This window comes from Rummeliibacillus sp. TYF005 (assembly GCF_003844195.1).
Taxonomy (GTDB): domain Bacteria; phylum Bacillota; class Bacilli; order Bacillales_A; family Planococcaceae; genus Rummeliibacillus.
Genome location: NZ_ML122551.1, coordinates 39,953 through 54,058, shown reverse-complemented (window position 1 = coordinate 54,058; position 14,106 = coordinate 39,953). Strand labels below are relative to the sequence as shown.

Below are 14,106 nucleotides of genomic sequence, written 5' to 3'. Positions count from 1 at the left end.
ATTGTATACTATAGAGTGACTAATTATTTATGGAATTTGATGTACATCATATCAATTATTAGATTGTTTCACTAATCTAATCAGAAAGGAGAGATTGTATTGGGCAGACTATTGATCGTAACCATTATATATTTGGCCATGGTTACATTTAGCATAGCTGCTAACATTATTCCACTTAATGGCCATACAACAAGTGAGATCTCCAATAGCTATACTGTCCTATTTAGTCCTGCAGGGTACGTTAATATTATTCGGGTATTTATCTATATTATTTTGACCTATTGGATTTATCTTTTGTGGAAAAATCGTCGTACCGAATACCATATAACATTTATGCAAACTGTTTATTTTGTCACGAGTTCGGTACTTAATATTTTATGGATTTACTTATGGCATTATGAATATTTTACCTGGTCAGTTATCATTATTATTTTAATGTTATTATCCTTGATAGGTTTGTATTTTACCTATCCCGTTTGGAATCGGTCATGGGTAGGACGCTTACCCATTTCTATATACCTTGCATGGGAAAGTATTGTCACTTTTATGAACATCGCTTTCCTGTTTACCCATAATCATTGGAGCTTCTTAGATTTAAGCGAACCTTTATGGGCAGTAATTATGCTTACATTTGGAGCAGCAATTGCATTACATGTCAGATTTCATTATGAAGATATCCTTTTCCCTATTATTTATATTTGGACTTTTATTGGAATTGCATTTAAGAATGGTTTTGAAGAATTACTTGTTACAACTGCTGCTCTTTTCTTGAGTGGTGTACTTGTTGTAGGAATTATTTTTATCAAAAAACAAAAGCCCTCTGAATAAATTCAGAGAGCTTGAATAAGTGGCTTAATGGTTTCAAACTTTTAAGCTGCTTTTTATTTTAACTTTTTCTAGTCAATTTTTGTTGTAATAATTGGTTCGCCTTTTGTAACAATGATTGTATGTTCAAGTTGAGCGACTAAAGATTTATCTGGTGTAATAAAAGTCCAGCCATCACCAGCTTCTACAATATGCTCAGCTTTTTGTGAGATAAATGGTTCTACTGCTAATACCATTCCCTCTTTAAGAATTGTACGATCCCAAGCATCAAAGTAATTTAACACATATTGTGGTTCTTCATGTAGAGAGTGTCCAACACCATGTCCAGTTAAATTCATAATAACTGATAACCCATTATCATGAGCTTCTCGTTCTACTGCTTTACCAATTTGGCTTAAACGAGAACCAGCTTTAACCTTTTTCATAGCACGATCAAATGCACTTTGTGCTACATCACAAATTTTTTGAACTTCTGGTTTTTCAACATCTCCAACGATAAATGAAATACCTGTATCTGCATAATAACCGTTAACATGACCTGACACATCAATATTAATCAAGTCACCGGCTTTAAGTTTATGATGATTTGGAATACCATGTGCCACTTGTTCATTAACACTAATACAAGTGTATCCTGGGAAATCATATTCTGCTTTTGGTCCTGAAACGGCACCTTTTTCTTCGAATAATTTACCAGCTAAATCGTCTAATTCTTTTGTTGTAACACCTGGTTTTGTTGCAGCTTTCATCGCTTCACGAATTTCAGCCATTGCACGGCCTGCTTTCATTAAAGCATCTATTTCTTCTTTCGTTTTTGCAATCATTTGTAACGATCCCTTCTCATTTTATCTACTCTTAACTATACCACAATTTACGAAAAGCAGTTTTAGAAAACCTTTCCTAAGCTTATAGCTATCATATTATAGATACATGAAAAGTTTACTTATACAAACATTTTCCATCGACATCATGAAATTAAAAAAATCTTATCGAATAAAATAACCTAGTTCCTATTAGTATAGAAAACTAGGCTTATTTCTTATCCTCTTTATCTTTTATGTTCTAGTAACTTTGGCGCTGTAGTGAAGAGAAGAGATGCTACAATGATTGTTAATATAATTGCCGGTATCATATAGGAACCATTATAAATAATTGAATATAAGTATACATTTTGCTTTCCAGCATATTCTGCAAAGAATACAATACCAGCCACTGTGTGTGCAATATAGCGTAATAATCCCCCTATAAAAGTACCGAGTGTAATATACGCTACCATTTGCTTTTTCTTTCCTTCTTTACTAACCTTAAGTAATTGACGTCGGATGATTCCGGCTAAACCTACAACTGTAAAAGCAAAGAAATAATCGATAAAGCCTTGTAATGGGGTTAAAATATAGCCCCCCATTATTGCTTGTAAAGTTCCTATTAGGAATCCAGTTACAAGACCTGGTATTGTTCCCCATCGAAAAGACATCAACACAATTGGTACCATCACAAGACTAATAGAACCTCCCTGAGCCCATAGTCTAAATGAGAGCTGGTCTAAAACTAAACCAATCGCTGCAAAAATTGCAATTTCAATCATCATTAATAATTTCTTATTGTTCAATTTTCATCCTCCTTAGTTCAGATGTAGATCACATAAGTCCTAAAGTGTATTCTGGTATTGCCAGAATTAGATATTTCACCATAAAAAAACGACATCAGGATAGCCCTGACATCGAAATAGTCGGTTTTCTATCCACATTCCTACGCAAGCATTAACTTACAGGTTCAAAGGGTTAGAACTTCGGGTTCACTCTCAGCCGTCCTTTACGGCTCCCCTTGTGGTCGATACATCATTAAATTTTTTTGAACATATTTATTGTACTTAACTTATGCTGGAAATTCAATAGCGAATAATCCTTTGTCTCTTGTAAAAAACAAATGAATCTTTTATTCGCTTTTATCCGTAGATGTATATGAATGATTGAATGGAGGTGATGAATGTGAATAATAATCGTGTATTATCATCGCTTTGTTATTTTAGTGTATTTTTTGCTGGGCTTATTTTACCATTAATCGTTTTCTTTGTTGCAAATGAACCTGAAGTTAAAAGACATGCAAAACGTGCTTTTCTCTCTCACCTATTGCTAATCATACCTACAATTATTGGTGTAATAATCTTCATAGTTGTTGTAATGAGTTTTGGTTTTCAGTCAAGTAGTTATGAGTCAATTGGATTAAATTCAAATGGTTTGTCATACTCATCAAGTGGTGATACATTTATCATAATTGCATGGTTAATATTTATTGTCTTTGAAGTAATTTTATCCCTTGCAGTGTTTATATGGAATATTGTTCAAGGCATAAAAGTTCTTAAAGCTTAGATACTATCTATATGGGGATTTATCATGTCGAAATACAGAGAATCCAAAGAATGGAGTGCATATTATGCAAGTAAGAAAAGTTGTAAAAGCTGCTATAAAAATCGCACCAATCGTTTATCCAATCATCATAAAAGCCATTGACGCTAGAAAGAAGAAAAATCCTTTAAAAAAATAATGATAATTTCTCAATTTATTACTAGAATTAAAAAGCCCTTCAATAATAAGCCGTACATTCTTATAGGCTGTCATTGAAGGGTTTTTATCTTGTTCAGCAATGCAGTTTAGAATGCCCAACTTCCTTTTCTAAAGATAGGCTCTACAGTTCCATCAGGTAGAACACCATCAATATCCATCTCTCCACTACCTACCATGAAGTCCTCATGCGTAATAGAAGTATTGATGCCTTTTTCTTCAAGTTGCTCTTTTGAAAGCGCGCTCCCACCTTCATAGCATGTTGGATAAGCTTCACCGATTGCTAAGTGGTTGGATGCATTTTCGTCAAATAATGTATTGTAATATAGGATGTTCGATGCTGAAATTGGTGATTCATGTGGTACAAGTGCTACCTCACCGAGATATCGTGATCCTTCATCTGCTTTTGTTAGTTCTTGAAGAAGTTCTGCACCTACTCTAGCTTCTGTTTTTACAATCTTACCGTTTTCAAAAGTAATTTTAAAATGATCGATAATATTACCTTGGAAAGCAAGTGGTTTGGTATTTGACACATAGCCATTAACACCATATTTTGATGGCATTGTATATACTTCTTCAGTTGGCATATTAGCGACAAACGATGTACCTTCTGGTGTGTAGCTTGCCCCTGTGCACCAAATATGCTTATCAGGTAATTCGACTGTTAAATCTGTTCCTGGTGCTGTGTAATGTAATTTTGCATATCGTTTTTTATTTAATATAGCTGCGCGTTCATCTAAATTTTTTAAATGTTGTTCCCAATTATCGATTACATTTCCTTCACCGATATGTACTGTTTTAAAAATAGCTTCCCATAAAGCTGGTACTTGTTCTTCTTCTTTTAGATTTGGAAATACCTTTGCAGCCCATTTTTTAGAAGGTACAGCAATAATTGACCAAGCTATTTTATCATTCATAACAGCATCACGATAGTTTTCTAAAGCTTTGCCAGATGCTTTTTGATGAGCAGATAATTTTTCAACTGGAACACCTGTTAAATTATCTGGATCTGCTGCGTCAATCCAAAGTAATGCCCCTTTTCGCTCAATTAGTTCATCTCGTTGTTCACTAATCCAACGAGGAAATTTTGCGAACTCAGCATCTGGTGCATTATCAAAAAACTGACGGTTTATCACATCATCCGAAAAATTAACTGTTACACGAGCTGCTCCTACTTCGTAAGCTTTTTTAACAACTAACCTTGTAAATTCGACAGTATCTGTAGTTGTATTAATAAGGAGTGTTTGACCTTTTTGAACATTGGCACCCACTTTAACAGTTAACTCAGCAAATTGCTCTAACTTCTCTTCAAATGTCATTAATCAGTTACCTCACTTTTTTTTATTGTTTAGACGGTTCTTTTTGCTAAAAAACTTTTTGTTTTCCTGTTTTTTAAAAGAATTTCCAAATGAGCTACTTTCACTTTTCTTTTTAGAATATGAGCCTGAAGATTTATTATTCCCTCTCTTTTGTTTAGGAGGTTTTACTTCCGCATGTCCTTCGATTAATTGACCATTAGACCAAATTTTTTCAACTGGTTTAATAGATAATTCTCGCATACGTTTATGATAGGCTTGTTCTTCATGATAAGCTAATAATGTAATAACCTCACCGTCAGCTCCAGCACGACCAGTACGTCCTGAACGATGCACATATTGTTCTTTTGTATATGGAACATCCACATGGATAACATGTGTTAACCCTTTAATATCTAAACCACGTGCCGCAATATCTGTTGCAATTAGGACTCGTGCTTCTCCTTTACGGAAACTATCTAATGAGGTTTTTCTTTCTTCCTTCTTCATCTCAGAATGTAGTGCAACGATTGGTGCATTACGGAAATCCAGTTTAGATTTTTTCATTAGTAGTTGATCTAAATTATTTATAAAAGCAAGGGCTCTCACGCCTGATATATGTGAAATTTTACGAAGAAACTCTGTTTTATCTCGTTGTTCAAGCTTTACAAAAGAATGTACTACCTTGCTATCACCTAGTAAGTCTTTTTCAACCTCTACTTGAAGTCTGATTGGATCATGAAGCATACGTTTTGCAACTAACTCAATTTCATCTGTTATTGTAGCTGATACAACCGCTACTTGGCGATTATGATCAGCACCATCGATAAAAGATTTTACAATTACTCGATAGTCCCTACTTAGTAACTGATCACCTTCATCTAAAATGATTGTAGTCAGTTCATGCAGTTTCAACTTTCTTTCATTAACAAGCTCATTTAATCTTCCTGGTGTACCAACTGCAATTGTTGGTTTCTTTTTTAACTTTTCAATTTGTCTTTGTGGATTTGCTCCACCAATTAAAGGGACAACAGTAATAGGTGTGCCAGCAATCCATTCACGAATAACCTCTACAATTTGCATACATAATTCTTGAGATGGCGCTATGATTAAAGCTTGAGTTGCTTTTTTTGTTCCATCTACTTTTTGAAGTAACGGTAATAAGTAAGCTAATGTTTTACCTGTACCTGTTGGAGATTCAGCTACAACATCCTTACCTTCTATAAGTGCTGGAATCATTTGATCTTGTATTGGCATAGTGGATGGGAAGCTCCACTTTTTTTGTAAGTCTTCATTTAATAAATTTAGGAATGTCATTGTTTCCCACACCTTCTCTCAGTGTAATTTTATGATGATTTGTTTCATATATAATGAAATTGATTTATTTAAAAAGTATTTAAGTAAAAACCTGCCCTCCGAAAAGGACAGGTGTTTCAATTTAGTCTAATAGTTCATATCCACAACTAGTAATTGCAGTGTCTGCTAATACAATTAGTGCATCGATATATAAATTACTATCTAGAGATAAATCACGATTCACAACAGATAGTTCTGTGCATCCTAATATAATATAGTCACAACCTGCTTTTATCATAGCCGTCTCAATGGGTTGCCATTGTTCTTTTGAGATTTTCTTTCCTGCTTTTACATAGTCATAGATCACTGACATAAGGTCTTTTTGCATTTCTTTGTCTGGTACAATTGGTTCTATTCCTTCATCGAGTAAAGCCTCTTGATATAAGTTAGAAGTCAAAGTACCGATTGTTGCAAGAATCCCCACACGTTTTGCATTCAATAGGTGTGCTTTCTTTGCAGTTTCTCGAATCATATGCAGAACGGGAACAGGTGAACCTTCTTGTAAACCTTCATAAAATCTATGCGCTGTATTACAAGGAATACATATCATATCTGCTCCTGCGTTTGCAAGCTTATGAGCATCTTCTACCATCACTGGTAGTGGATTTGGTTTAGAGTGATCTAAGATGTAATCTGTTCTATCAGGAATACGTGTATCATTATCAATGATAAAGTGCATATGTTCTTGATCTCTAAACGCAAAAGTTCTTCGGACAATTGTTTCGCCTAGGAGCATTGTTGCTAAAGGTCCAACTCCGCCAATAATGCCAAGTACTTTCTTTTTCATAACTTAAGACAGACCTTTATTGTTAAAATATTTTTTGTATTTACGGTAATAATTTAAGCTATTTAATGTTAGCTTGTACCAACGTTTGAAATTCATATCTTCTTTATAGAATAATGAGTTTGTTGCTTTTCCTTCTTTAATAAGCTTACGTGCTTTTGCTTTTAACTCTTTATTTTGTGCATATTTAAATAATACGCCATTTGGAATGATACTCCACAAATGTTCGTTATTCGCATAGGTACATTCTTGTTGAATGTGCAACATACGGTCATCAGCAACATATTGCATTAAGTTATAGCCTGCAGCCGTTACATAATAGCTACTACGTCCATTACGTAGATTAATCTCGAATAATTTATACTTACCGTCACGGTAGTCATATTTCATATCGAAGTTTGCAATACCTGTAAAACCTATGTCTTCTAGGAAGAAACGAACTTGGTCCATCAAGTCTTTATCATAAGTAGTAATGATTGCAGCATAACTACCTATACCTTCTGGAGAGTGTTCTTCAAGAATTGGGTTACCTAGGCACATTAGCTTCACTTTACCATCTGTTGCAACATATGCATTCAATACACGCATATATGAGTCATCTCCAGGGATAAACTCTTGAATGATTAAGTGATCTTTATAAGAAGAACTATAGATTGCTTTTAATATAGCATCTTTTTCAGCTTCATCATGAGCAACGAATACTTTCTTCTTACCAGGGAATTTACATGCCCAATAAGCAACGGAGTTAGATGCCTTAATAATGATTGGGTAGTCAAATTTCACTTGGAAGTTTTCATATGTCTCAAACGTACAAGTGTCTGTTTTAGGATAACTGAAGTTATATTTTTCGCACATTTTATAGAAATTTTCTTTTAGTAAAATGCGATCCATCAAAGATTCATCAATGTATGGAACTGTGAAATATTGTTCTAGGGCTGGTTTGTTCTTAATAATGAGTTTGACATAATCATCGCCACAACCCATTAATAGCAAATCTTTGTTTTCGTATTCTTTTGCTAATTTTTTCATTTCTTCTACAAAGTTTTCTTTTAAGTTTGGAACTTGTTTGAAGTGTAGAATATTACTGTTTTGTGTTGCTGTTAAATGTGCTCGTCCAACTACGATTGCTTTAATGCCATAAGCTTCATAAAAAGCTCGTGCCATACCATATGCATTCATATCTGATCCGATTAATATTGGTAAAAATGGTTGTTCTGCCATTTCTGATCATCTCACTTATTTGTACTTATTTTAATGCCATTAGTTTATCATATTTTGCGTTTATAAACGAACAATGTCTTAAATTGTTATAGTTTATTTTTCTATCGAAATTGCTTGTGAACCCATTTCTTTGTAGCTTTTGAAAAATTTTGTCGTATCATGAGAAACGTAGCCATGAAGTGGATCCATAACGATAACTTTATCATCCTCATACCCAGTTAGCACTACTACATGTAAATTTCTATACATTTTAGGTTTACGGTCGGTCCCTTTAATATACCAGCCTTCTTTTTTCTTTGGCTTTGATAAATCCAATGTTACCCACATCATCACCGGTATACCTTGTTGAACAGTTTCTATTATTTTCTTTTTGCTAGCACCAGTAAGATTCGTCACTTGAAGATTTGATTTATAATCTCTTGCTACTTTTTTTGCAGTTTTTGTGATCGCTGGAGCAAAAATATATGTACCTGTTAACTTGTCTGCAGGATTTCCTGCGTATGCTTTGTTTGGATCTGGACCTATTCGTTTTCCATTTTTATCAACAATCTCTTCTGTCGGCAAATATTTCTTAGCCATCTTCATCTTAGAAAGATTTAAACCGTAATAGTTAAATGCAGCTGTCATTGCTGTTATTTCACAACCGTGTGGAAGTTGGGGATTTTGCAGTACAACAGGAACTTCAATACGCTGATTTTCCTTTTGATAGTAGGTTTCAAGAACGACATAGGAAGTATCTTTTTTTACTTTTACTATCTTTGCTACACTATTAGTTTTTTTTACAAGCCCTAAGTCATCATTAGAAGATGGTACAAATAAATAACGTCTACCGGCTTTTAAATGAGGGAGTTTCACTTGCCCCTCAGAATCACTAGTAGCAGTAGTAACTAATTCATCTGTCTCTATATCTCTTACGCTAACTTTCATATTAGGAATAGGTTCTCTGCTTCCAAATGCGACAATTAGTACTTTAATGCCTTCATCTATTTTCTCTTCTTTTGCTGGTAAAATACTTGAACATCCACTTGTCATAATTGCAAAAAGCATTATAAAGCAAAAGAGGAGCAAATGCCGAGGCATTATACTTCTCTTCACCATGGTCGACAATCTCCTTTTAAGCTAAAGGAATTATTAGCCGAAGTATTTTTTATACCATACTAAGAACATGTAAATTGTCCACACTTTACGTTGGTTTTTCGCTTTACCTTCGTAGTGATCTGTTAATAATTTAACAATTGCTCGTTGATCGAAGAATTGAGCAGCTTCAGGTGATTCAAATGTAGCTTTAATTTGGTTAAAGTATTTATCTTCTTTTAACCAAAGTCTGATAGGTACAGGGAAACCAATTTTTTTACGATGTGCCCATTCATCTGGTAGCGCTCTTTGTGACGCTTGACGGAATGCATATTTTGTATCTTTTTCGTTCACTCGATAATGTGATGGAACTTTAGAAGCTACTTTCATAATTTCGCGGTCAAGGAATGGAACACGTAACTCAATTGAATGAGCCATACTCATTTTATCTGCTTTTAATAGAATGTCATCTACTAACCAAAGATTTAAATCTAGAATTTGTTTTTTAGTTAAGTCATCTTCACCAGCTGCCTTTTTGTAAATTGGCATTACAATATCTGCAACAGATGGCGCATGATTGTACTTATCTGTTAAAATGTCAGTCGCTTCATGTTCTTCGAAAATATGAGCTTGTCCAATAAATGTTTGTTCTACAGGAAGACCACCGCGCATTAGGAAGTGTTTTCCGCGCATTTCTGGAAGAGCTTTAGCTACTTCTGCGATTGGACGACGGATAAATTGTGGGATTTTTTTGTATTTACGCATTGTAGGAAGTTCATCGTATTCTGCGTAACCTCCAAATAATTCATCTGCACCTTCACCTGAAAGTACAACTTTAACATGTTTGCGAGCAAGTTCTGCTAAGAAATATAAAGGAACAATAGATGGATTTGAGTGTGGTTCATCCATCATATATTGAATCTCATCTAATTTGTTGAAGCATACCTCTGGGTCTAGTACTTCATTTACATTTTCAATACCTAATTCTTTTGATAATTCTTTTGCATTATCAATTTCTGAGAATTTTTCTGCTGCGAAACCAACAGAGAATGTTTTGTCTGGTTTTAATACTGAAGCTACATAACTTGAGTCAACACCAGATGATAAGAATGAACCTACAAGAACGTCAGGATCTGAGAACTCATGAGCTTTAATAGATTCACGAACTGTTGAGTCAATTTCTTCTACGATTTCATCAAGAGGACGTTCTTCTGGGTTGAATTTAGGTTCCCAATATCGAGTGATTTCCAATTTACCATCTTCATATGTTAAGTAATGAGCTGCTGGTAATTTAAATACACCTTTAAAGAATGTTTCTTTTAAAACTGGGAATTGGAATGTTAAATAAGGTTTTAATGCTTTTTCATTTAAAACTTTTTCAAAATGTGGGTGTGGTAAGAAACTTTTAATTTCTGAACCAAATAGTAATGTTCCGTTCATTTTAGCATAATAGAATGGTTTAATACCGAACATATCACGAGCTGCAAATAAACGTTTTTTATTACGATCCCAAATAACGAATGCGAACATACCACGCAATTTTTGTACTAATTTAGTGCCATATTCTTCATATCCATGAAGTAAAACTTCACTGTCTGTATCTGTTTTAAAAATATGACCTGCTGCAAGTAGATCTTTTCTAATTTCCTTGAAATTATAAATTTCACCGTTGAAGATTAATACTAATGATTGATCTTCGTTATAGAGTGGTTGACTCCCATTTGCTAAGTCAATAATACTTAAACGACGGAAACCAAGTGCTGCTTGACCATCTGTAAATTTCCCTGCTGAGTCTGGTCCACGGTGAATGATTTGGTTCATCATATTCTCTAACACTACGTCAGAGTTTGAAACCTCACCAACAAATCCTGTAAATCCACACATATTTTTTATCTCCTATCTTATTTTCATCTATTTAATTGATACATAATATACATTTTACTGTATTTTTCCTTGATTCGACATCATTTCATTATACTCTTTTTTTCACTTGACATATACCGAAAAAGATTGCCACAATGTAGCAATCTGTTAATTTATATGCTTTTTGTATTCTTTCATCAATTCTTCCAAAGATACTTGATATAATTGCTTATCATTTACTTTAAATACACCAAGATTCATTAGATGATCGATGATATGATTTTTTTTTCGCTCTTCAGCTGTTATTTTCTTGTTGTTCAAAAAATCCCCTTCTTGCCTTACCGTTAGTGACTATTTTCTGATACTCCTCTAAACAAATACTTTAAATCTATTTCTTAAATTAGGTATTTGTTTTACTAAGTACTTATAGATGGCAAAACCGATTATGGCGCCTAATGTGTTCAACCATAAATCATCCACGTCTGTACTTCTATACTGAGGTAGTTGCATTATTTCTATAAACAATGACAATCCTAGTCCAGTAACTAATACAATGAAGAATCTCTCCATTTTACGCCAAAGTAAAGGAAGTAAAAAACCAATTGGCATAAAAATTGCTATGTTACCAAGAAAGTTAATGAAAAACGGTTGCCATAAGTCTAAATAATGAATGGCATTGTACACATCCGTAAAAACACGAAACAAATGAAAGTTTATTCCTAGTGAATCTAGATTTTGAAGTCTCATTTCTGCATATTGAAAACTAACGCCATTTTTCGGAACAATCGTTTCATAAAATAAACCGATTAAGTACACCCATAAAGTCATTATTCCAAATTCATGCCATCGATTGATTAGGACTTTGCTCTTTTTTTCTCTTGATTTAAAGCGTATATACACAACAAATGGAATTGCAATAATCATGACAATCATCATATCAAGTGTATATTGAAGTATATAAGACAACTTCGTCACTCATTTCTTCTTTCTATAATAACAGGACAAATTATATAACAATAAGTTGCAAAAAAACATTAAATTTCTTTTACAACTTCATTTTATCCTCTATAAACATATAAAAGCTTCTATTAAGTAAAGTTTAACTTAATATACTGTCCTATTTATTTTCTACGATACCACATTATTTGTAGCTTCGTACAAAGACTATTTTCCCTTTTCCTATAATTTTTATCGGGATACCTACACAGTATTCAAATAGGTCAGAATCATGTTGAATATCTTCTATATAAAAAGAACCATTACACGTTAGCGAATACTCACATGTAAGGGTCTTATAAATTCACTTTAAAGTTCTACTGTAGATAAGGCTCTTTAGACGAAATAATGATTTCTTTTAATCTTGTTAACTTTTCAATGACAATTTTAGAATACATTTCTACTTCAACTAAATACTTTTCAGCTAATTCTATATTTCCGTCGTTATATGCTTGTACCGCTTGTCTTGCTACTTCATGAACAAGTTGATGGGGTTCCTCGATTTCTTTAAAAACAGGTTCATCACCATATAACTTTTTTCCTTGGGTATAATACCATTTTCCAAGATGAGAATCTCTATAGGATGTAATATCAGCAACTGTCATCTTTTCAAAACCTAGTAAAAGATTATAAATACGCCATCTCCATAAAAGATGATCTGTAATAGTCAAAGATACGATATCTTCCTGACTTATAATAAAGTTCTTTGAAATAGTGTTAATACGGTAATTATTAATCATTTTACTTAGAGTGTATATTGCTTCACCTGTATCATTTGAAATTTTTCTACTTCTTTTTGCATTTTCGGCAATATTTTGGTTCCTTGTCGTGATATCATTTGCAGCAGCAGCCTGTTGCTGTGATGCGGCTGCAATTTGTTCAATACTTTCTCCTTGATGCTGTAAAGTCTCATTTACTAACGATAAGGTAGTCGTTACTTCCGCTGTTTTCTTAACACTTTTATGTAAGTCTTCTGAAGTTTCATTTGTAAGCGAACTAATATTTTTTGTAATGACCAGAAGACGTTGAATATCTTCGTGAATGGATTGTGCAGATGATTTTGCATTATCAGCTAATTTTCTTACTTCCTCTGCTACAACAGCAAAACCTTTTCCTGCTTCTCCAGCACGAGCAGCTTCAATTGAAGCATTTAATGCTAATAAGTTGGTTTGTTCTGCTATTTCTTTGATAAATTCGACTAATTGTTCAACGTTGTTTACTCTATTTACTAATTCATTAACATTTAACTTTACATTTTCGTGGCCTTGATTTGTTTCTTTTAAGATATCATTGATCGCTTGAAGGGATAATGTTCCATCGCTTAATTCCTCCAATGAATTTTGAGTATTCTTTGATAAATCTATTATTGAAGCTGAAACCTCTTCAATACTTGTTTCAAGCTGTTCCATTGAAACACCAGCCGATATAACATCAAGCTTTTGCTGCTCTTCAAACTGTATTAAATTTTTTATCTGATCTAGTTGTGTGTTATAGGCAATAATTTCTCCCAGTCCGTTTATAATTGAACCTGCTTGGATTTCAATATACGTTTCTACAATAATTTGTTGATCGATACTTACAAGAGTTTCATAAGCGAGAAGGACATCCAACATTTTCGAACGATCATGTTTATACTTTTCTGCGATTAACGGTATAAACACCTGATTTATAATTGTATAGGCTGAAATCATCCAGTCTGGCAATACTCCGATCTTTGCATGTGTATAAGCAATTTTCCGCCGATCAAATATATACTGTAAATCTAATTTACTATCAAATAAGCTCTTTAAATGTTGATCAAAGGTTATCTTCAATCGGTCTACATTAGAATATTGATTGATCACGCTACTAAATTTAGTAAATGCCATCAAACGATTGTAGAAGGTATCTAATATTTCTTTATTGTGTGTTTCATATAATTTTTTTAAATTCTGCACAGCTGCTCTTCTAATAGAAGATAACCCAAGAAAGTCTAATTTCAGTTGAAAACGTTCATTTGCGTCAATATCCGATTCTAACTTCTCTGAATAATATTGATAGTGTTTTTTTGCCTTTGTAAACATCTCTACTTCCTCCTATAACCTTCTCTATAGTTCACACATATCCGACTATATATATTATCCAACAATTG

The 14,106-nt window shown here is 33.5% G+C and carries 13 protein-coding genes and 1 riboswitch; of the genes, 2 read left to right on the top strand and 11 right to left on the bottom strand.

Features of this window, described 5'->3' with window-relative positions:
• Positions 1 to 99: 99 nt before the first annotated feature.
• A complete protein-coding gene (locus CW357_RS07765) occupies positions 100 to 828 on the top strand; it encodes a tryptophan-rich sensory protein (RefSeq protein WP_233548005.1) in 729 nt (242 codons plus the stop codon).
• A gap of 68 nt (positions 829 to 896) precedes the next feature.
• On the opposite strand, the gene map is transcribed toward CW357_RS07765, so the two are convergent.
• A complete protein-coding gene (map, locus tag CW357_RS07760; protein ID WP_119414469.1) occupies positions 897 to 1,649 on the bottom strand; it encodes a type I methionyl aminopeptidase in 753 nt (250 codons plus the stop codon).
• A 224-nt stretch (positions 1,650 to 1,873) separates the two neighbouring features.
• On the bottom strand, positions 1,874 to 2,434 hold the full coding sequence (thiT, locus tag CW357_RS07755) for an energy-coupled thiamine transporter ThiT (RefSeq protein WP_124217747.1): 561 nt from the start codon (positions 2,432 to 2,434) through the stop codon (positions 1,874 to 1,876).
• A 120-nt stretch (positions 2,435 to 2,554) separates the two neighbouring features.
• Positions 2,555 to 2,660: riboswitch (TPP riboswitch) on the bottom strand.
• Between the two features lie 153 nt (positions 2,661 to 2,813).
• Between thiT and CW357_RS07750 the strand changes: the two genes are divergently transcribed.
• Positions 2,814 to 3,194 carry a magnetosome magnetite crystal formation protein family gene (locus CW357_RS07750; RefSeq protein ID WP_164489567.1) on the top strand — a complete coding sequence of 127 codons (381 nt, stop codon included), beginning with the start codon at positions 2,814 to 2,816 and terminating at the stop codon, positions 3,192 to 3,194.
• A 281-nt stretch (positions 3,195 to 3,475) separates the two neighbouring features.
• On the opposite strand, the gene CW357_RS07745 is transcribed toward CW357_RS07750, so the two are convergent.
• The 9 genes from CW357_RS07745 to CW357_RS07705 all read right to left on the bottom strand — a co-directional run bounded on the left by CW357_RS07745 (position 3,476) and on the right by CW357_RS07705 (position 14,038).
• Positions 3,476 to 4,705 carry an aminopeptidase gene (locus tag CW357_RS07745; RefSeq protein ID WP_119414466.1) on the bottom strand — a complete coding sequence of 410 codons (1,230 nt, stop codon included), beginning with the start codon at positions 4,703 to 4,705 and terminating at the stop codon, positions 3,476 to 3,478.
• Between the two features lie 12 nt (positions 4,706 to 4,717).
• Positions 4,718 to 5,998: a DEAD/DEAH box helicase gene (locus tag CW357_RS07740; RefSeq protein ID WP_119414465.1), complete on the bottom strand. Its 1,281-nt coding sequence runs from the start codon at positions 5,996 to 5,998 to the stop codon at positions 4,718 to 4,720.
• A 121-nt stretch (positions 5,999 to 6,119) separates the two neighbouring features.
• Positions 6,120 to 6,824, bottom strand: a complete 705-nt coding sequence (locus CW357_RS07735) for a cysteate racemase (RefSeq protein WP_119414464.1) — start codon at positions 6,822 to 6,824, stop codon at positions 6,120 to 6,122.
• Between the two features lie 3 nt (positions 6,825 to 6,827).
• The gene (locus tag CW357_RS07730) at positions 6,828 to 8,042 is read right to left on the bottom strand and encodes a carboxylate--amine ligase (protein WP_124217745.1); all 1,215 of its coding nucleotides are present in this window, start codon (positions 8,040 to 8,042) and stop codon (positions 6,828 to 6,830) included.
• A 93-nt stretch (positions 8,043 to 8,135) separates the two neighbouring features.
• On the bottom strand, positions 8,136 to 9,140 hold the full coding sequence (locus CW357_RS07725; protein ID WP_119414462.1) for a C39 family peptidase: 1,005 nt from the start codon (positions 9,138 to 9,140) through the stop codon (positions 8,136 to 8,138).
• 33 nt (positions 9,141 to 9,173) lie between these two features.
• On the bottom strand, positions 9,174 to 11,000 hold the full coding sequence (gene asnB, locus CW357_RS07720) for an asparagine synthase (glutamine-hydrolyzing) (RefSeq protein WP_119414461.1): 1,827 nt from the start codon (positions 10,998 to 11,000) through the stop codon (positions 9,174 to 9,176).
• A 147-nt stretch (positions 11,001 to 11,147) separates the two neighbouring features.
• Complete coding sequence (locus tag CW357_RS07715) at positions 11,148 to 11,300, bottom strand: Fur-regulated basic protein FbpA (protein WP_119414460.1); 153 nt, start codon at positions 11,298 to 11,300, stop codon at positions 11,148 to 11,150.
• Positions 11,301 to 11,348: 48 nt separating this feature from the next.
• The gene (locus CW357_RS07710; protein ID WP_233548004.1) at positions 11,349 to 11,954 is read right to left on the bottom strand and encodes a VanZ family protein; all 606 of its coding nucleotides are present in this window, start codon (positions 11,952 to 11,954) and stop codon (positions 11,349 to 11,351) included.
• 338 nt (positions 11,955 to 12,292) lie between these two features.
• Complete coding sequence (locus CW357_RS07705; RefSeq protein WP_119414459.1) at positions 12,293 to 14,038, bottom strand: methyl-accepting chemotaxis protein; 1,746 nt, start codon at positions 14,036 to 14,038, stop codon at positions 12,293 to 12,295.
• Positions 14,039 to 14,106 lie beyond the last annotated feature (68 nt).